The sequence below is a fragment of the Variovorax sp. Varisp85 genome (assembly GCF_047304045.1).
Taxonomy (GTDB): domain Bacteria; phylum Pseudomonadota; class Gammaproteobacteria; order Burkholderiales; family Burkholderiaceae_C; genus Variovorax.
Map to the genome: position 1 here is coordinate 18,010 of NZ_JBGLYN010000028.1, position 18,643 is coordinate 36,652.

16 protein-coding genes are annotated in these 18,643 nt (G+C 67.7%); 6 read left to right on the plus strand and 10 right to left on the minus strand.

The window, feature by feature from the left end:
• Positions 1-37 precede the first annotated feature (37 nt).
• Positions 38-2,380 carry a 5-methyltetrahydropteroyltriglutamate--homocysteine S-methyltransferase gene (gene metE / locus ACCC97_RS13330; RefSeq protein ID WP_413333258.1) on the minus strand — a complete coding sequence of 781 codons (2,343 nt, stop codon included), beginning with the start codon at positions 2,378-2,380 and terminating at the stop codon, positions 38-40.
• A gap of 99 nt (positions 2,381-2,479) precedes the next feature.
• On the opposite strand from metE, the gene ACCC97_RS13335 reads away from it, so the two are divergent.
• On the plus strand, positions 2,480-3,406 hold the full coding sequence (locus tag ACCC97_RS13335; protein WP_007834548.1) for a LysR family transcriptional regulator: 927 nt from the start codon (positions 2,480-2,482) through the stop codon (positions 3,404-3,406).
• A 55-nt stretch (positions 3,407-3,461) separates the two neighbouring features.
• Positions 3,462-3,902, plus strand: a complete 441-nt coding sequence (locus tag ACCC97_RS13340; RefSeq protein WP_413333260.1) for a hypothetical protein — start codon at positions 3,462-3,464, stop codon at positions 3,900-3,902.
• On the opposite strand, the gene gcvA is transcribed toward ACCC97_RS13340, so the two are convergent.
• The gene (gene gcvA, locus ACCC97_RS13345) at positions 3,803-4,786 is read right to left on the minus strand and encodes a transcriptional regulator GcvA (RefSeq protein WP_413333262.1); all 984 of its coding nucleotides are present in this window, start codon (positions 4,784-4,786) and stop codon (positions 3,803-3,805) included. The genes ACCC97_RS13340 and gcvA overlap by 100 nt on opposite strands.
• A 160-nt stretch (positions 4,787-4,946) precedes the next feature.
• Between gcvA and ACCC97_RS13350 the strand changes: the two genes are divergently transcribed.
• A complete protein-coding gene (locus ACCC97_RS13350; RefSeq protein WP_413333264.1) occupies positions 4,947-6,230 on the plus strand; it encodes an MFS transporter in 1,284 nt (427 codons plus the stop codon).
• Between the two features lie 144 nt (positions 6,231-6,374).
• On the opposite strand, the gene mmsB is transcribed toward ACCC97_RS13350, so the two are convergent.
• The 4 genes from mmsB to ACCC97_RS13370 are packed head-to-tail and all read right to left on the minus strand — an operon-like array spanning position 6,375 to position 11,151.
• Positions 6,375-7,271: a 3-hydroxyisobutyrate dehydrogenase gene (mmsB, locus tag ACCC97_RS13355; RefSeq protein ID WP_413312174.1), complete on the minus strand. Its 897-nt coding sequence runs from the start codon at positions 7,269-7,271 to the stop codon at positions 6,375-6,377.
• Between the two features lie 44 nt (positions 7,272-7,315).
• Positions 7,316-8,431: an enoyl-CoA hydratase/isomerase family protein gene (locus ACCC97_RS13360; protein WP_413333266.1), complete on the minus strand. Its 1,116-nt coding sequence runs from the start codon at positions 8,429-8,431 to the stop codon at positions 7,316-7,318.
• A gap of 29 nt (positions 8,432-8,460) precedes the next feature.
• Positions 8,461-9,615, minus strand: a complete 1,155-nt coding sequence (locus ACCC97_RS13365) for an acyl-CoA dehydrogenase family protein (RefSeq protein ID WP_007834531.1) — start codon at positions 9,613-9,615, stop codon at positions 8,461-8,463.
• A gap of 12 nt (positions 9,616-9,627) precedes the next feature.
• Entirely contained in the window at positions 9,628-11,151 is a 1,524-nt protein-coding gene (locus tag ACCC97_RS13370) for a CoA-acylating methylmalonate-semialdehyde dehydrogenase (protein WP_413333268.1), read from the minus strand.
• A gap of 177 nt (positions 11,152-11,328) precedes the next feature.
• Between ACCC97_RS13370 and ACCC97_RS13375 the strand changes: the two genes are divergently transcribed.
• Together ACCC97_RS13375 and ACCC97_RS13380 are read left to right on the plus strand one after the other, a co-directional pair.
• A complete protein-coding gene (locus ACCC97_RS13375) occupies positions 11,329-12,282 on the plus strand; it encodes a LysR family transcriptional regulator (RefSeq protein ID WP_007834527.1) in 954 nt (317 codons plus the stop codon).
• Between the two features lie 30 nt (positions 12,283-12,312).
• Positions 12,313-13,479, plus strand: coding sequence for a pyridoxal phosphate-dependent aminotransferase (locus ACCC97_RS13380; RefSeq protein ID WP_413333270.1), 1,167 nt, complete (start codon positions 12,313-12,315; stop codon positions 13,477-13,479).
• On the opposite strand, the gene ACCC97_RS13385 is transcribed toward ACCC97_RS13380, so the two are convergent.
• Genes ACCC97_RS13385 through ACCC97_RS13395 form a run of 3 tightly spaced genes read right to left on the minus strand, consistent with a single transcriptional unit; the run spans position 13,476 to position 16,517 of the window.
• Positions 13,476-14,879, minus strand: coding sequence for an amino acid permease (locus ACCC97_RS13385; RefSeq protein WP_007834523.1), 1,404 nt, complete (start codon positions 14,877-14,879; stop codon positions 13,476-13,478). The two genes, ACCC97_RS13380 and ACCC97_RS13385, sit on opposite strands and share 4 nt — an antisense overlap.
• 25 nt (positions 14,880-14,904) lie before the next feature.
• Positions 14,905-15,297 (minus strand): RidA family protein, encoded by a 393-nt coding sequence (locus ACCC97_RS13390; RefSeq protein WP_413333273.1) that lies wholly within the window; start codon positions 15,295-15,297, stop codon positions 14,905-14,907.
• 20 nt (positions 15,298-15,317) lie between these two features.
• On the minus strand, positions 15,318-16,517 hold the full coding sequence (locus ACCC97_RS13395; RefSeq protein WP_193386559.1) for an aromatic amino acid transaminase: 1,200 nt from the start codon (positions 16,515-16,517) through the stop codon (positions 15,318-15,320).
• 194 nt (positions 16,518-16,711) lie between these two features.
• On the opposite strand from ACCC97_RS13395, the gene ACCC97_RS13400 reads away from it, so the two are divergent.
• Positions 16,712-17,200: an Lrp/AsnC family transcriptional regulator gene (locus tag ACCC97_RS13400; protein WP_007834520.1), complete on the plus strand. Its 489-nt coding sequence runs from the start codon at positions 16,712-16,714 to the stop codon at positions 17,198-17,200.
• Between the two features lie 32 nt (positions 17,201-17,232).
• On the opposite strand, the gene ACCC97_RS13405 is transcribed toward ACCC97_RS13400, so the two are convergent.
• Positions 17,233-18,627, minus strand: a complete 1,395-nt coding sequence (locus ACCC97_RS13405) for a CoA transferase (RefSeq protein WP_007834519.1) — start codon at positions 18,625-18,627, stop codon at positions 17,233-17,235.
• Positions 18,628-18,643: the final 16 nt, after the last annotated feature.

Below are 18,643 nucleotides of genomic sequence, written 5' to 3' on the forward strand. Positions count from 1 at the left end.
CACCATTATTGGCGCGCCCGCATTGCCCCTCCTCACCTCAAGCGGGAACCAGTTCCTTTCGCAGCAGCTTCGCTGCGGCCACCATGTTCGACAGCGCCGCCTCGGTCTCGGGCCAGCCGCGGGTCTTGAGGCCGCAGTCGGGGTTGATCCAGAGGTTCTCGTGCGGCACCACGCCCGCGGCCTTGCGCATCAGGCGCACGATCTCGTCGACCGAGGGCACGCGCGGCGAGTGGATGTCATACACGCCCGGGCCGATCTCGTTCGGGTAGCGGAAGCCACCCGCATCGTTCTCGCCGCCGAAACCTCGCAGGAGTTCCATGTCGGACCGGCTGGTCTCGATGGTGATCACGTCGGCGTCCATTGCCGCGATCTCCGGCAGGATGTCGTTGAACTCCGAATAGCACATGTGCGTGTGGATCTGCGTCTCGTCGCGCACGCCTGAAGCGCTGATGCGGAAGGCGCGCGTGGCCGACTTCAGGTACGCAGGCCAGCCGGCGCGGCGCAGCGGCAGTCCTTCGCGAATCGCGGGTTCGTCGATCTGGATGATGCCGATGCCCGCGCCTTCGAGGTCGACCACCTCGTCGCGGATCGCCCAGGCAATCTGCTCGCAGGTGGTGGCGCGCGGCTGGTCGTCGCGCACGAAAGACCACTGCAGGATGGTGACGGGGCCGGTCAGCATGCCCTTCATCGGCAGCTTCGTCAGGCTCTGCGCATAGGCGCTCCACTCCACTGTCATCGCCGCCGGGCGCGCCACGTCGCCGAAGATCACCGGCGGCTTCACGCAGCGCGAGCCGTACGACTGCACCCAGCCGTTGGCGCTGAAGGCGAAGCCGTCGAGCTGCTCGCCGAAGTACTCGACCATGTCGTTGCGCTCGGCTTCGCCATGCACCAGCACGTCGATGCCCAGTTCCTCCTGCTTGCGCACGGCGAGTGCGATCTCGGCGCGCATCTTCTCGCGGTAGCCGGCGGCGTCGAGCTCGCCGCGCTTGAAGGCGGCGCGCGCGGCGCGGATGTCCGGCGTCTGCGGGAACGAGCCGATGGTGGTGGTCGGCAGCGCCGGCAAGGCGAAGCGCGTGCGCTGCACCGGTTGGCGCAGCGCAAAGACCGACACGCGGCTGTCGTCGCCGGCCACGCTGCGCGCCAGGCGCAGGGCCACGTCGGCGCGGTGCACCCGCGGACTGGCTCGGCGTGCCGACACTGCCGCGCGGGCGGCCACCAGTTCGGTTGCGACCGAGGCTTCATCGCCGTCGATGGCCGCGCGCAGCACGCGCAGCTCGTCGAGCTTCTCGATGGCGAAGGCGAGCCACGACTTGAGCTCGGTGTCGAGCTTCGTCTCGGCCTCGAGGTTGAAAGGCACATGCAGCAGCGAACACGAAGGCGCGATCCACAGCTCGCCCTTGTGCTTCTCCGCCACTGGCCTGAGCTTGGCCAGCGCGGCATCGACGTCGGTACGCCAGATGTTGCGGCCATCGACCACGCCGACAGACAGCACCTTGTGCGCCGGCAGCCAGTCGGCCACGCCCGTCAGTTCCTGCGGCGAACGCACGGCGTCCACGTGCAGGCCCGCCACCGGCAGCTGGCAGGCCAGGCGCAGGTTGTCCGACAGCGGCGAGAAGTACGTGGCCAGCAGCAGCTTCGGCGCGCTGCGGGCCAGTTGCCAGTAGGCGCGCTCGAAGGCGTTGCGCCACGCGTCGGGCAGGTCGAGGCCGAGGATGGGCTCGTCGATCTGCACCCATTCCACGCCCTGCTGCTTCAACCGCCGAAGCACCTGTTCATAGACGGGCAGCAGCGAGTCGAGCAGCGAGAAGCGGTCGAAGCCGGCTTCCTTTTCCTTGCCGAGGTACAGGAAGCTCAGTGGCCCGAGCAGCACGGCCTTGACCGCGTGCCCGGCCTGCTGCGCCTGCGCCACTTCGTCGAACAGGCGCGTCGACACGAGCTTGAACTGCGTGGCCGCATCGAACTCGGGCACGAGGTAGTGGTAGTTGGTGTCGAACCACTTGGTCATTTCCAGCGCGAAAGTGCCTTCGGCGTGGTTGCAGCTGTCGTCGTGTACGTGGCCGGCTTCGCTTTCCACGCCGCGCGCCATCGTGAAGTAACGCGAAAGTTCGGGTTCGCCGCCATGAAAGCCGAAGCGCGACGGCTCGCAGCCGAGCAGCTGGATATGGTTGGCCACGTGGTCGTAGTATGCAAAGTCGCCGACCGTCACGAAGTCGAGTCCCGCATCGCGCTGGGCCTGCCAGTGGCGCGCGCGCAGTTCTTCGCCGACCGCTTCGAGCGAGGCGCGATCGATCTCGCCGCGCCAGTGCTTTTCGAGGGCGAACTTGAGTTCCCGGTGGGCGCCCATGCGCGGAAAGCCGAGGGTGTGGATACGGGTGGTCATTTGCAAGTAGTAATCGCTGATCTTGGGAGCCTGCAATGGTCGGCGTTTGGGGCATATGATTCAAACGAAACCTTTTGCCCATTCGATTGAATAATTTTCATGTCGCAGTCGACCCTCGAAATACGCCACCTGCGCACGCTCATCGCGCTGCGCGACACCGGCAGCCTGGTGCGCGCAGCGCAGCTGCTCAACCTCACGCAATCGGCGCTGTCGCACCAGATCAAGCTGCTCGAGGACCGCTACGGCGCGCAGCTGTTCGAACGCAAGTCGGTGCCGCCCCAGTTCAGCACCACCGGCCTGCGGTTGCTGCAGCTGGCCGACACCGCCCTGCCGCTCATCGAGGAAGCCGAGCGTGACGTGGCCCGGCTCGCGCTGGGGCGCAGCGGGCAGCTGCGCATCGTGGTCGAGTGCCACACCTGCTTCGACTGGCTGATGCCGGCGATGGACGCGTTCCGCCAGCGCTGGCCCGAGATCGAGCTTGACATCGTCTCCGGCTTTCACCCCGACCCGATCGCGCTGGTACTGCAGAACCGCGCCGAGGTGGCGATCGTGTCCGAGGAAGACCCCGACGAAACCGTCGACTACCACGCGCTGTTTCGCTTCGAGATCATGGCGCTGCTGGCCAACGACCATCCACTGACAGCCAAGGCGTATCTGACGGCGCGCCACTTCGCCAACCAGACGCTCATCACCTACCCCGTGCCCGACGACATGCTCGACATCGTGCGGCAGGTGCTGGCGCCGGCGGGCGTGGAGCCCGCGCACCGCCGCACCACCGAGCTCACGGTGGCGATGCTGCAACTGGTGGCGAGCGGGCGCGGCGTGGCGACGCTGCCGCTGTGGGCGGTGCAGAACTACCTCGACCGCGGCTACGTCACGGCTCGCCGCGTGGGCAGCAAAGGGCTGACGGGGCGGCTCTACATGGCGTGCACGCGGGGCACGTCGGGGCAGCCATGGCTGGCGGACTTCGTGCGCATCACGCGCGAGAGTTGCTTCAAGAGCCTGCCGGGGATCGAGCTGCTGTAGCAATGGCACTGCAGAATCGCGACTTCGCATCCACACTCGAGGACAGGAAGACCCGATGGCTCTGAAGAAAGAAGGCCGCTACTGGTACGGCGATGGTTCGGAAGACACCCAGGCCGAAATGCAGCGCTACAGCCAGGCCAACGCCTACCCGGCCACGCGGTTCGCGGCATCGGCATGCAGCTGCGGTCGACGCGTCTTCAAGCTCGAGACCGACGAAGACACGGGCGCGGCGCGGCGCACCTGCACGGCCTGCGGCAACGTTCACCTGATGGGCGACAGCGCCGAATACGCAGACGAAGCCGAGTTCGAGAACCACGAATGCGTCTGCGGCGCCGAAGCCTTCGAGCTGCTCTCGGGCGTAGCACTCCATGCCGACAGCACCGACGTGCGCTGGTACTACCTCGGCTGCCGCTGCACCAATTGCAGCCTCGTCGGTGTCTTTGCCGACTGGAAATGCGAAGGCGGGGACGCCGGCGACTTTCTCGCCGCCGTCTGACCGCGGCGCATCGCCTCGCCGATCCAGGCGCGGAAGGCCGCCACCTTCGGCCGATCGTGGCTGGCCTGCGGGTACACGAGGTAATAGGCGAAGTCTTCCAGCCATGCGGCCCTGAAGAGCCGCACCAGCCGGCCTTCTGCGACGTCGTTCGCCACCAGGGCCGCGGGCAGCAGGCCGACGCCCTGCCCCGCCTGCACCGCGCCCACCAGCAGCCCCGCATCGTCGAACGACGGCCCGCGGGCCGGGCCGGTGTCAGCAACGCCCTGTGCCTCGAACCACATGTGCCAGCCCTTGCGTTCCGCGTCGTTCACGCGCGGCCATTGCAGCAGGTCGGCCGGCTTCTTCGGCTTGCCGTGCTCGGCGACCAGCGCGGGCGCGGCGACGGCAACCATCTCGACCGTGAGCACGCGCTGGCTGGCAAGCCCGGGGTACCGGCCCATGCCGTGGCGGATGGCCACATCGATGCCGTCGCGCGAGAAATCGGCGAGCGTGTTGCTGGCCCGCACCTGCAGGTCGATGCCGGGATGCGCTTTCTGGAATGACTTGAGGTGCGGCACGAGCCAGGCGGCAGCGAAGAACGGCGTGGCGCTCACGGTGAGCAGGCCGGTGTCCGCAGGCACGGCCACCTTTTGCGTGGCGTCGCTGATCTGCCTGAAGGCATTGCGCACCGGCGGCAGGTAGGCCTGGCCCGCATCGGTCAGGAAGATGCCGCGGTTGACGCGGCGAAACAGCTCCACGCCGAGGTGCAGCTCCAGCGTCTTGACGAGCTGGCTCACGGCACCCGGGGTCACGCACAGTTCGTCCGCGGCATTCTTCACCGAGAGATGGCGTGCTGCGGCCTCGAAGGCGCGCAGAGCGTTGAGCGGTGGGAGTTGATGCTCCATGGTTTAGCCAATCTGATCCGAACCGGTCAGAAATTCTGGTTTGCGAAGCGATCCTCGAAGCAGGAATATTGGCACACGCAGGGAAAGAAGAAAACCGATCTGATTCGCCACTCGCAACTATGAATTCAAATATTCTGATCCATCCAATGGAGGCCATCCGTTGAGCAACGGGGGCCTCTTCCGAGGCTGGCTGGTGGTCGCGGGCGCCTTCGCCGTGACCTTGGTCGGCTTCGGCAGCGCCTACACCTTCAGCGCCTTTCTCGAATCGCTGCAGAAAGACTTCGGCGCCTCGCGCGGCTCGGTGTCGCTGGTGTTCTCGCTGGCGGGCTTTCTCTACTTCGGCCTGGGCGTGCTGAGCGGGCCGCTGGCCGACCGCTGGGGTTCGCGGCGGCTGGCCGTCGCCGGCATGGTGCTGGTCGGGCTGGGGCTGGCCGTTGCGGGGCAGGCGCAGAGCCTCACGCAGATCTACCTGGCCTACGGGCTTGGCGTCGGCCTCGGGGTTGGCGCGTCGTATGTGCCGGTGCTGGGCGCGGTGCAGCGCTGGTTCGTCAGGCGGCGCGGCTTCGCGTCGGGGCTGGCGGTGAGCGGCATCGGCGTGGGCACGCTGGTGATGCCGCCGCTGGCGTCGCTGTTCATCCAAACCCTGGGCTGGCGGCACGCCTACCTGGCACTCGGCGGGCTGGCGGTGGTGGTGGGCGTGGGCATGGCACTGCTGATAGAAAACGACCCGCGCGACCGGGGGCTCGGCCCCGACGGCGATCCGCCGCAGCCGCTGGCCGCTTCGGCCGGGCCCGAAGGCTTCACGGTGCGCGATGCAGTGCGCTCAAGGCGCTTCGCCGGCCTGTATGCGGCCTGCCTCATCAGCTCGTTCGGCCTGTTCGTGCCCTTCGTGCACCTCGTGCCCTACGCCCTGGACCACGGCGTGCCCAACGCCTCCGCGGTGCTGCTGCTGGGCGCCATCGGCGTCGGCAGCACGGCCGGGCGATTCTTTCTCGGTGGGCTGGCCGACCGCATGGGGCGTGCGCAGACCATGCTGCTGATGTCGACGGGCATGGCCCTGTCGCTGCTCGTGTGGGCGGCGTCCAGCGGCTTCCCGGGGCTGGCCGTGTTCGCGTTCTTCTACGGCGCGTTCTACGGCGGTTTCGTCGCGCTGCTGCCGGCGCTGGTCATGGACTACTTCGGCGGCCGCAACATCGGCGCGATCATCGGGGTGCTCTACACCAGCGTGGCCTTCGGCACGCTGGTCGGCCCCGCCGCCGCGGGCTTTGCCTTCGACATCAGCCGCAGCTACATGCTGCCGATCCTGTCCAGCGTGGGCGCCAACCTCGTGGCGGCCGGCATCATGTGGGCGATGTCGCGGATGGACGCTTCTGCAAAGCTCGCCCCGGCCGCCTCGACGCGGGGTACAGTCGGGAATGACCCAACCGCCGCCCGCCGCTCCTAGCCAGCCTCCCGAGGCAGCTCCCGCCGAAATCACGGAGAACCAGGCAGTCATGCGTGCCTGGGCGCTTTTTGCGGTGCTCTTCGTGGTGGTGATCGGCCTGTTGTGGGCCCTGCACTCCCACTACGGCTGATCACAGAGCCCGCTTCAGGAAGCCTTCTGCACCAGCTTCAGCACGCTCGAGAAATCGAGCGCGCCGTGGCCGGCGAGGCTGTGTGCGGCATACAGGCTGCGCGCCAGCCCACCCAGGGGCGTGGCCGCGCGCACGGCGGTCGCGTTCTCTTGCGCCAGGCCCAGATCCTTGAGCATCAGGTCGGTGCCGAACCCCCCCGCGTAGTTCTTCGAGGCGGGCGACGTTTCCATCACGCCCGGCATCGGGTTGTACTTTTCCAGCGCCCAGTTGCCGCCCGAGCTGCGGCGCATGATCTCCGACAGCACCTTGGGGTCGAGCCCGTTGGCCACACCCAGCGCCAGCGCCTCCGAGGTGCCGATCATCAGGATGCCCAGCAGCATGTTGTTGCAGATCTTCGCGGTCTGCCCCGCGCCGGCCGCGCCGGCGTGGAAGATGTTGGCGCCCATTTTTTCGAGCACCGGGCGCGCGCGCTCCAGGTCACCCGTCTCGCCGCCGACCATGAAGGTCAGCGTGCCGGCCATCGCACCGCCGGTGCCGCCCGATACGGGCGCGTCGATCATCGCAACGCCCTTGGCGGCAGCGGCTTCGGCCACCTTGCGCGAGGTGGCTGCGGCGATGGTGCTGCTGTCGATCACCAATGTGCCGGCGCGGATGCTGTCGAGCAGGCCGGGTTTGCCGCCACTGCCGAGGAACAGCCCCTCGACGTGCGCGCTGGCCGGCAGCATGCTGATGACCACCTCGGCATCGGCCACCGTCTCGGCCGCCGATTTGGCAATGGGCAGGCCTTCGGCGCCGAATTTCTTGCAGGCCTCGGCCGAGAGGTCGAAGGCGCTGAGCGTATGGCCTGCCTTGAGCAGGTTCATGGCCATCGGGCCGCCCATGTTGCCGAGGCCGATGAATGCGATCTTCATATGTCTTGTCTCCGTTGTTCTGTGCAGGAATCTATGCGTGTGGATCAGACCAGCGACGCCAGCTCGACCGGCATCTCGCCGCGCGGGCGCAGATGATCTTCGATGAATGCTGGCGTGATCTCTTCGAGCGTCGCGGGGCTCCAGCGCGGATTGCGGTCCTTGTCGACCAGCACCGCGCGGATGCCTTCGGCGAAGTCCTTGTGCGCGCAGAAGCCGAGCGAGGCCCAGTATTCGAGACGGAACACCTCGGCCAGCGACATGCGCAGAACTCGCTGCCACAGCTCGAAGCTCAGCGCGGCCGAGCTGGGTGCGCCTTTGGCGAAGGTCTTGGCTGCGGTCTGCAGCCATGTGTCATCGCTCTGCAGATCGCGCAAACGCCTTGCGATGTCGAGCAGGTCGTCGCCCGCCATCAGCGCATTGATGGTGTCGTATTGCTCGCGCACCTTCGATGGCGGCATCTCGGTGCCCTCGCCCGCCTTGGCGAGGATGCGCGACAGCGTGGCGCGGTCGGCCTTGTTCTCGCCGGCCCATTTCGTCGAAGCGACGGCTTCCAGCACCTCGCCCTTGCGCTCCTGCGGCACCAGCACGTCGGCCAGCCCGCAGAAGATGGTGTCTGCCGCGTTGATGTTCGCGGCAGTGAGTGCGAGGAACAGGCCCGTGCGGCCCGGCGTGCGGCGCAGGAACCAGCTGCCGCCCACGTCGGGGTACAGGCCGATGTTGATCTCGGGCATGGCGATGCGGCTTTGCAGCGTCATCACGCGGTGCGAGGCGCCAGCCAGCAAGCCCACGCCGCCGCCCATCACGATGCCGTGACCCCAGCACAGGAAGGGCTTGGGGAAGGTGTGGATCAGGTGGTCCAGTTCGTACTCTTCGCGGAAGAAGTCTTCGGCGTAGGTGTTGCGCTCGGGGCCGCAGTCGAGCAGCGTCTGGTAGAGTTGGCGCAAATCGCCGCCGGCGCAGAAGGCTTTCTCGCCCGCGGCCTGCAGCAGGACGCCGACGATGCCTGCGTCCTTCGCCCATTCGCGCAGCTTGGGCGTGAGCAGGCGAACCATGTCCACGGAGAGCGCGTTGAGCGAAGCCGGCGCGTTGAGGGTGGCAACGCCGAAGCGCTGGCCGCCGGCGGTCTTGATTTCGTCGAAGAGAACTACGGAGTCGGTCATTGTCTTGAGAGGTTCTGGATGCGAAAACTTCAGCGGATATCGCTGTCGCCCTCCAGCAATTTTCGCGCAACGATCACACGCATGATCTCGTTGGTGCCTTCGAGGATCTGGTGCACGCGCGCATCGCGCACCAGCCGCTCCAGCGGAAATTCGCTCAGGTAGCCATAGCCGCCATGCAGCTGCAGCGCGTCGTTGCAGACGTTGAAGCCCGCATCGGTCGCAAAGCGCTTGGCCATCGCGCAATAGGTGCTGGCGTCGGCATGCCCGGCGTCGAGCTTCGATGCCGCCAGCCGCACCATCTGCCGCGCCGCCACCAGTTCGGTCGCCATATCGGCCAGCTTGAACTGCAGCGCCTGGAAGCTCGCGAGCGGCTTGCCGAACTGCTGGCGCTCGTGCAGGTAGCGGCGGGCCGCGTCGAGCGCCCCCTGCGCCGCGCCCACCGAGCAGGTCGCGATGTTGATGCGCCCGCCGTCGAGCCCCTTCATGGCAATGCGAAAGCCCTCGCCCTCCTTGCCCAGCAGGTTCTGCGCGGGAACGCGCACGTTGTCGAAGTTGATGCTTCGCGTGGGCTGGCTGTTCCAGCCCATCTTGTGCTCCTTCTTGCCGTAGCTGACGCCGGGCGCGTCGGCCGGCACCGCGAAGGCCGAGATACCGCTGGCGCCCGCGCCGCCCGTGCGCGCCATCAGCACCAGCACGTCGGTCGAGCCCGCGCCCGAGATGAAGGCCTTGCCGCCGTTGATGACGTACTCGGCGCCCCGCAGCTCGGCGCGCGTCTTCAGCGAACCCGCATCGGAGCCCGCGCCCGGCTCCGTCAGGCAGTACGACGCGAGCTTGCGCCCGCTCGTGAGTTCTTCGCCCCACTGCTGCGCCACGGCATCGGTGGCCCAGGTGCCGAGCATCCACGTCGCCATGTTGTGGATCGTGATGAAGGCCGTGGTCGAGGGGTCGACCGCGGCCATCTCTTCGAACACCAGCGCCGCATCGAGCCGCGGCAGTCCGAGGCCGCCGATGCGCTCGGGCGCATAGAGTCCGCAGAAGCCCAGTTCGCCGGCCTTGGCGATGGCCTCCTTCGGGAAGACGGCCTCCGCGTCCCACTGCGCCGCATGGGGCGCGAACTCGGCCTGCGCAAAGTCGCGCGCGCTTTGCGCGAAAGCGCGCTGCTCTTCGGAAAGTTCGAAGTCCATCCGGCGGACTTCTTACTTGAGGCTGATCGTGGTGTTGACGCCGTGCGAGACGGTGCTGTCGTCGAACCAGCGCGCCGTCACCGTCTTGGTCTGCGTGTAGAACATGATGACCTGCTTGCCGTACGGCCCCAGGTCGCCGAGCTTCGAGGCGCGCGAGCCGGTGAACGAGAACATCGGGACCGGCACCGGAATCGGCACATTGATGCCGACCTGGCCCACGTCGATGTCTTCCTGGAACCGGCGGGCGGCCGCGCCCGACTGCGTGAAGATCGCCGTGCCGTTGCCGTTCGGGTTGCTGTTGATCAGCTCGATGGCTTCGTCGATGGTCTCGGCGTCGGCGATGCACAGCACCGGGCCGAACACTTCCTGGTCATAGATCGACATGCCGGGCTTCACGCCGGTGAAGATCGTCGGGCCGACGAAGTTGCCCTTCTCGTAGCCGGGCACCGTGGGCTTGCGGCCGTCGAGCACGAGCTTGGCACCATCGGCCTCGCCGCGTTCGATGAGACCGTTCACGCGGTCGTAGGCAGCGCAGGACACCAGCGGCCCCACGTCCACGCCCTTCTCGGTGCCCGCACCGATCTTCAGCGTCCTGGCCTTCTCGATGAGTTCGGGCACCCAGTTGCGTGCCTCGCCCACCAGCACCGCGACCGACACGGCCATGCAGCGCTGGCCGGCTGCACCGAAGCTGGCGCCGGCCAGTGCGTTGAGCGTCTGCTCCTTGTTCGCGTCGGGCATCACGATGGCGTGGTTCTTCGCACCCATCATGCATTGGGCGCGCTTGCCGGCCAGCGTGGCGCGGTTGTAGACGTGCGTGCCGACCTTGGTCGAGCCGACGAAGCTGATCGCCTTGATGTCCTTGTGGTCGCAGATGCCGTTGACCACCGCTTCGCCGCCATGCACCACGTTGAGCACGCCGGGCGGAATGCCGGCTTCGAGTGCCAGTTCGCACAGGCGCATGGTGACCATCGGGTCCTGCTCGGAAGGCTTCAGCACGAAGGTGTTGCCGGTGACGATGGCCATCGGGAACATCCACAGCGGGATCATGGCCGGGAAGTTGAACGGCGTGATGCCGGCGCACACGCCCAGCGGCTGCAGCAGCGTGTAGGTGTCGACGCCGTTGGCCACGTTGTTGGCCAGCTCGCCCAGCTGCAGGTTGCCGATGTTCGATGCGTGCTCCACTACTTCGAGGCCGCGGAACACGTCGCCTTCGGCGTCGGGCAGCGTCTTGCCCTGCTCGGCCGTGAGGATGGCAGCCAGCTCGCTCATGTTCTCGCGGATGAGCTGCTGCAGCTTCAGGAAGATGCGGGCGCGCGCGCCGATGGGGGTTTTGCGCCAGGTCTTGAAGGCCTCCTTGGCGGAGGCCACGGCAGCGTCGAGCTCGGCTTGCGTGGCGAAGGGCACACGGGCCAGCACCTGCTGCGTGGCCGGGTTGACGACATCGCGCCATTCGGTGGTCTTCGACTCGACGAGCTTGCCGCCGATCAGCAGCTTGACGGTGGCGACTTGCGTCGAGGGGGTGGTGGTGGCGTCCATGGGGTTTGTCTCCTGTGAATCTCGGGAAGCGATGCCGGTCGGGGGCCGGTACAGCGTGCATCCTAGCTTTGCATATTTGCCATGACAATAGACAAATCTGCACCTTGGTTTTGCATAAATGCAGAATGCGGAACAAGACGCAGAGGATGCAAACCTCCATCGAGAACCCGAACACACATGGACTGGGACAACCTGCGCTACTTCCTCGAACTCGCCCGCTCCGGCACGCTGATGAGCGCCGCGCGCCGCCTCGAGGTCGACCACACCACGGTGGCGCGCCGCATCCAGGCGCTGGAGAAGGAGGTCGGCGCCCCGCTGTTCTCGCGCGAAGCGGGCGGCCACCGCCTTACCGAGGCCGGCCGGCGGCTGCAGCCGCAGGTCGAGGCGATGGAGAGCGCCTTCCAGGCCGTGGAGAGCACCGCGCCGGCCTCGCAGGAGGGCCTGTCGGGGCTGGTGCGCATCGGCGCCACCGAGGGCTTCGGCACCGTGGTGCTCGCACCGCAGCTCGCGCTGTTCGCGCTGCAGCATCCGAAGCTCACCATCGACCTGCTCGCGATGCCGCGGCTCGTGCACCTGTCGCGGCGCGAAGCCGACATCGTGATCTCGCTCGAACGGCCGGCGCGCGGACCGGTGGTCGTCACCAAGCTCACCGACTACACGCTGCGGCTCTATGCGTCGAAGAAGTACCTGGCAGCGCACAAGCCCATCAGGACGCGTGAAGACCTGCGCGGCCACACCTTCATCAGCTACGTAGACGACCTGCTGTTCAGCAAGGAGCTGCAGTACCTGGACGAACTGCACCGCCCTGACAGCTTCGCGCTGCGCAGCACCAGCGTGCTCGCGCAGCACAGTGCGGTGGCGGCGGGCGCGGGCATCGCGGTGCTGCCGGCCTTCATCGCCGAGAACGACAGCGCGCTGCGGCCCGTGCTGCCGGGGCAGGCGAACTTCACGCGCACCTTCTGGATGTCGATGCCGGAGGAAACCAAGCACCTGGCGCGCATGCAGGCGGTGTGGAGCTTCCTGCGCGAGACGGCGCAGGCCCGGCAGGCGCTGTTGCTCCCGGCCCCGCCCGGCGATGAGAATGGCGCGTCGCAGCAGCGGCCGGCCCGTTCGCGCAGGCCGGCCCCGTAGCAAGCCAACCCCGACACGGAGATTCGCCCCATGCCACGCCACCGCCCCGCCCGCCTGGAACACATCGCAGGCATCGGCGTCGACCGCATGGGCGCGATCGCCGACGACGCGGACGGCCCGCGGTTCCTGCGGCTGGAAAACCTCGACGTCGACATCCCGCCCGCCCCCGATGCCATCGCGCGCACCGTGCGTGCCGCCTCGGAAGACGCCGACAACAGCTACCTCCCGTTCGTCGGCCAGTCCCGGTTGCGCGAGATCGCGGCGCGGCATGTGTCCGCGCTCTCGGGCGTTGCCTACGACGCACGCAACTGCGTGATCTCGGCCGGCGGGCTCTCGGGCATCCTCAACGCGCTGCTCGCAACCGTCGAGGTGGGCGACGAAGTGCTGGTCACCGATCCGACCTACGCCGGCCTGCTCAACCGCATCCGGCTCGCCGGCGGCACGCCGAAGTACGTGCCCTTTGCATTCAACCCCGGCGGCGAATGGAAGCTGGACCGCGCCGCGCTGCAAACGGCCATCGGCCCCCGCGTGCGCGTGATGCTGCTGATGTCGCCGTCGATGCCGACGGGCGGGTACTTCGACGCGGACGACTGGCGCACCATCGCCGCGCTGTGCGTGCGGCACGACCTGACGCTGATCCTCGACACCGCCATGGAACGCCTGCTGTACGACGGCCGCGAGGTCATCCACCCCGCGGGCCTGCCCGGCATGGCCGAACGCACGATCACGGTGGGTTCATCGGCCAAGGAGCTGCGCATGATCGGCTGGCGCGTGGGCTGGACCGTGGCACCCGAGAGCTACATGCCGGACCTCGTGGCCGTGTCGCTCGCGAACGTGGTGGTGCCCGTGGGGATTGCGCAGGACGCGGTGGCCACGGCGCTGGCGCAATCGGCGCACACGCTCGCGCCGTATGTGGGCGAACTGGAGCGGCGGCGCGACACGGTGCTCGATGAACTCAAGGGACTGCCGGTCGGCGTGCCCGCGGGCGGCTGGTCATTGCTGCTGCGTGCGAGCGACTTCGGCATCGACGGGCAGACGCTGTCGGAGCGCCTGCTGAAGCATCGCGTGTGCGCCACCGCGATGAAGGGCTGGGGCGAGACGCATGGCGCGCAGTACCTGCGCTTCGTGTTTTCCAACGAGCCGGTCGAACGGCTGCGCGGACTGGGCGAGAAGGTGCGCGCCGCGCTGGACGCCTAGCGGCGTGCCCGGGCCGGCAGCGCCGCACCGCCGGAAAGCGGGCGGTACCAGGCCAGGTACACCACCACCAGGACGGCCAGGAACGGAAGGCCCACCAGCAGCGTCAACCTGAACATCGGCGTGAAGTATGTGGTGACCAGGATCGCCAGCACCAGCCCCGCGCCCAGCAGCGTGAGCCACGGAAAGCCCCACATGCGGAAGCCTGGGCCGGGGCGCCCTTCCTTCACCCAGCGGCGGCGAAAGAACCAGTGGGTCGCGAAGATCATGAACCAGGTGAACAGGCCGCCGAACATGGCGATGGCCATCATCAGCGCGAACGACTGCTCGGGCGCGACGACGCTCAGCGCGGTGGCGATGGCAATGCCGGCACAGGAGATCGCCAGCGCGTCGACCGGCACGCCGTTGCCGCGGATGCGGCCGAAGCGCTTGGGCGCATGACCGGCGCGCGACAGGCTGAACATCATGCGCGTGGCGATGTAGAGCAGGCTGTTCATGGCCGACAGTGCGGCAATCAGCACCACGAAGTTGATCACCGCGGCGGCGCCGGGAATGCCGATGATTTCCATCACCTTCACGAACGGGCTCTTGTCGGCGTTGGTGGCGTTCCACGGCACGATGGCCAGCATCAACGCGATCGATGCGAGGTAGAACACCGCCAGGCGCAGCATGGTGGCGCGGAAGGCACCGGTCACCGCGCGCTCCGGGTCCTTGGCTTCGCCGGCGGCGACGGCGATGGTCTCGACGCTCATGTAGCTGAAGATGGCGACCACGACCGCCACCCAGGTGCCCCACACGCCCTTGGGAAAGAAGCCTCCCTGCACGGCGTAGTTGTCCAGGCCGATGCCGGCGGGGCGCGAGCCGAACACCACGTAGGCGCCGATCAGGATGAACAGCACGATGGCCACGATCTTGACCATCGAGAACCAGTACTCGACGAAGCCGAAGGCCTTCACGCTCATGGCGTTGACCATGATCAGCAGTGCCGAGAACAGCACCACCCAGAGCCACTGCGGCGAGCCGGGAAACCAGTACGCCATGTACACGCCGATGGCCGTGACCTCGGTGCCCACTGCCAGCACCACGCAGGACCAGTAGACGTAGCGCACGATGAAGCCGGCCCACGGGCCGATGTAGTGCTCGGCGTAGGCGCCGAACGAGCCCGAGGTGGGATGCGCCACGGTCATCTCGGCGAGGCAGCCCATCAGCAGCAGCGCGATGAGGCCGCCGATCGCGTAGCTCACGAGCACGCTGGGGCCGGCCAGGCCGATGGCGAAGCCGCTGCCGAGGAACAGGCCGGTGCCGATGGCTCCGCCGATCGCGATCATCGCCATCTGGCCTGCGGAAAGCTCCTTCTGCAGGCCCTTTTCCCTGTTCGATATTTCCTGAAAGCTGCTGGACATCGTCATCTCCTCGTATTTTGGAAGGTCATGCGGATGCAGGAGGCTCGGGGATCACGGCGTAGGCCACGATCTCGAGCTTCATGCCGGGCACCACGAGGCCGTTGACGCCCATGCTCGACCGGTTGGGGTAAGGCTCCTCGAAGAACTCGCGATAGACCGCGTCGATGGCCTTCATGTCCTGCACGTCGGTCATGTAGATCAGCACCTGGGTCACGTCGTGCAGCGTGCCGCCGGCAGCATGGAGCGCGCGGCGCAGGTTGGCGAAGGTCAGGCGAGCCTGATCGTCGACGGCGCCGGTGTCGATGCTGCCGTCGGAGCGCACGGGGCCGTGCGCGGTGAACAGCAGGCCGGCCGATTTCACGGCCCAGGAAAACGGCTGGCTCAGCGCGGGCAGGCCGACGTCGATGATCTCTTTCATGGTATTCCTCGCCGGCTGTGTCATCGGCCCAGCACGGCGGCCATGGACGCCGCCACGTGATCGACGTTGCCGTCGGTCAGGCCCGAGATGCACATCCGGCCCGAGCGGACCAGGTACACCGCGTGCTCGTCGCGCAGGCGGGTCACCTGCGCTTCGTTCAAGCCCGTGTAGCTGAACATGCCGCGCTGCGTGAGCAGGTAGTCGAAGTTGCGCCGGCCCTGGAATCTTTCGTCCAGCGCGGCGTGCAGGCGCTCGCGCATGGCGCGGATGCGCTGGCGCATCTGCGCGGTTTCCTGCGTCCACAGCGCGAACAGCTCGGCGCTGCGCAGCACCGTGGCGACGATGCGCGCCCCATGGGTGGGCGGCGTCGAGTAGTTGGCGCGCACCGTGGCTTTCAGCTGTCCGAGCACCGTCTGCGCCGTGGCGCTGTCGGCGCACACCACGCTGAGGCCGCCGCAGCGTTCGCCGTACAGCGAGAAGTTCTTGGAGAAGGAATTGGCCACGAAGAATTGCAGACCCGCGTCGGCGAGCGCGCGCAGCGCGAAGGCGTCTTCGTCCAACCCGTCGCCGAAGCCCTGGTAGGCGATGTCGACGAACGGGATCAGGCCGCGGTCGCGCAGCACCGGAATCAGCGCCTGCCACTGGGCCGGCGAGAGGTCGACGCCGGTCGGGTTGTGACAGCTCGCGTGCAGCAGCACGATGCCGTGGCGCGGCAGGGTCGCGAGCCTGGCCAGCATCTCGTCGAAGCACAGGCCTCCGGTGGCCGGGTCGTAGTAGGGGTAGGTGTTGACGGCCAGGCCCGCGCCTTCGAACAGCGCGCGGTGGTTCTCCCAGGTGGGGTCGCTGACCCAGACCTGGGACTCGGGGAAGTAGCGGCGCAGGAAATCGGCGCCCACCTTGAGCCCGCCCGAGCCGCCGAGGGTCTGCAGCGTGGCGATGCGGCCGCTGGCCACGGCCTCGTGCCCGGCACCGAAGAGCAAGCGCTGCACGGCCTGGCGGTAGTCCGCCACGCCTTCGATCGGCAGGTACGGACGCGGGCCGATGCCGTCGAGCAATGCGGTCTCGGCCTTGCGCACGGCTTCCATGACGGGCAGCCGGCCCGCGCCGTCGAAGTAGATGCCGATGCTGAGGCTGACCTTGTTCGTCCGCGGATCTTTCTGGAAGTCTTCCATCAAGGACAGGATGGGGTCGCCGGCATAGGACGGAACGTGGGCGAACAGGGGGGGCGGTGACATGGACATGGTCGTGGGGGCTGGAGCTTCTGGAGGGGGCAGGAAAAGCGCAACCGGGACCGGTCTTGCTTCTGAATTTCACGCAATGCTATGCATCAAATCCACAAATAACGTAGTGTTGAACCCTACATATATCAATTTGAGGTATGTTTATTCGAATTTTTCAATTTGAAGAAATAATTATGCAAACCGACCTCGATTTGACCGACCGAAAGCTGTTGAAGGCGCTGCAAGACAACGCACGGCTCACCACGGGCGAGCTCGCACAGATGACGCAGCTGTCGCAATCGCCCTGCTGGCGCCGCATCAAACGCATGGAAGAAAGCGGGCTGATCGCCGGCTACCAGGCCCGGCTCAGCCGTCGCGCGCTGGGGTATGGGGTCATGGCGTTCGTGATGATCGGCATCGACCACCAGAACGACGCCCGCTCCACCGAGTTCGAGGAGGCAGTCCAGGCCATTCCCGAGGTAGTGATGTTCCACGGCATCTCCGGGCCCGAGGATTTCATGCTGGTGGTCGTGGCACGCGACCTGGACCACTACTCCACGCTGCTGCAGACCCGGCTGCATCGGCTGCCCGGCGTGCGGCAGGTGCGCACGAGCTTCTCGCTCCAGGAATTCAAGGGCTTCGAGGGGCTGCCGATCCCCGCCCCAGCGCAGGCCGGGGAGTAGACGCGCGCCCCTCGCCCAGTGATGCGCAGCGCCTACCCGGTCGTGACGGCCGGCCACACCGGCGCATCGCTGCCCGGCGGCATCGACGGCCGCGGCCATGCCGCAGGCGTTCGCGGCAGCTGCGCACTGTGGCGCAACGCCGCGAGCTCACCAAAGCCGGAAGCCGAGGTCTCGACGTACGGCTTGATATCGGGCCTCGCGATCGACAGCCCATTCGGCACGCGCCCCAGCCCGCGCAGCCACTGCCCCGTCTGTGCCAGCGACACCTGCACATGCCAGCTGCCGCCTTCCCGCTGCTGGCGCCAGAGCGCCGCAGCGGCGCCGAAGGCGATCAGGTAGCCGGTGGCCTCGTCGAGGATCTGCATGGGCAGCGGGCGCGGCTTGCCGTCGCCTGCAGCCTCGCCCTCGGCATGGTTGAAGCCCATGGCAGTCTGCACCAGCGAATCGAAGCCGCGCCGGTCAGCCCACGGCCCCTGCGTGCCGTAGGCCGTGAGCGAGACGCAGACGATGCCCGGCCGCTCGCGCGCCAGCGCCTCGGGGCCGAAGCCCAGCGCCTTGATGCCGCCGGGACGGTAGCCCTGCACGAAGACGTGTGCGTCGGCGACGAGGCCGTGCAGCACGGCGCGACCTTCGTCGGTGCGCAGGTCCACGTGCGCCGAGAGCTTGCCGCGGCTGGTGTCGGCGATGGCTTCGATGTTCGGCAGTTGCGGCGAATTGACCAGCATCACGTCGGCGCCATAGGCCGCGAGCGCGCGGCCGCCGACCGGTCCCGCGAGGATGCGCGTGAGGTCGAGCACACGCAGGCCGCTCAGCGGACGCTGGTCTTCGCGCAGCGGCGGCAGTGCGAGCGGTGGCGCATCGCCGATGCGCTCAAGCGTGAAGAGCGGTTGGGCCGCGATAGCCTGCCCTTGCGGCGTCGCATCCCACTCGTCGAAGCGCCGCAGCGCGGTCGCCACCAATCCCAGTGCCGAGGCCGCCTCTTCGAAATCGAGCGCGCGCCAGCCGGCCATCGCAGCCTCGGCGTCGGCGCGGGTGGCGGTGGCCGGGTCCAGCTTCATCAAGCGCAATGCACCGTCTCGGTGGTGCGCGAAGTTCGCATGCACGCGCACCCAGCCGTCCGCGCAGCGGTACAGCCCCGAGAAGGCGTCCCACGGGTCGGGCACGCGGCCGTCGAGGCTGAACCAGCCGGTGCAGTCGAGTGCCGCATGCTGCATGTCGACGCCGACCTGCTGCCGCGCCGTGCCGCGCCGGTGCCCCAGTTCGCAGGCCGCGAGCGCGGCCGCCGCGATGGTGCTCTGCGCCGCTGCGCCGACCGCGAAGGACGACGGCAGCACAGGGTCGGCGCCCGTCAATCGCGCGAACACCAAGGCTTCGGCGGGCAGGCCCGCCTGCTGCCAGATGTCGCCCAGAACTTCGCTTGCATTCATTCCGTCTCTCCAGGAA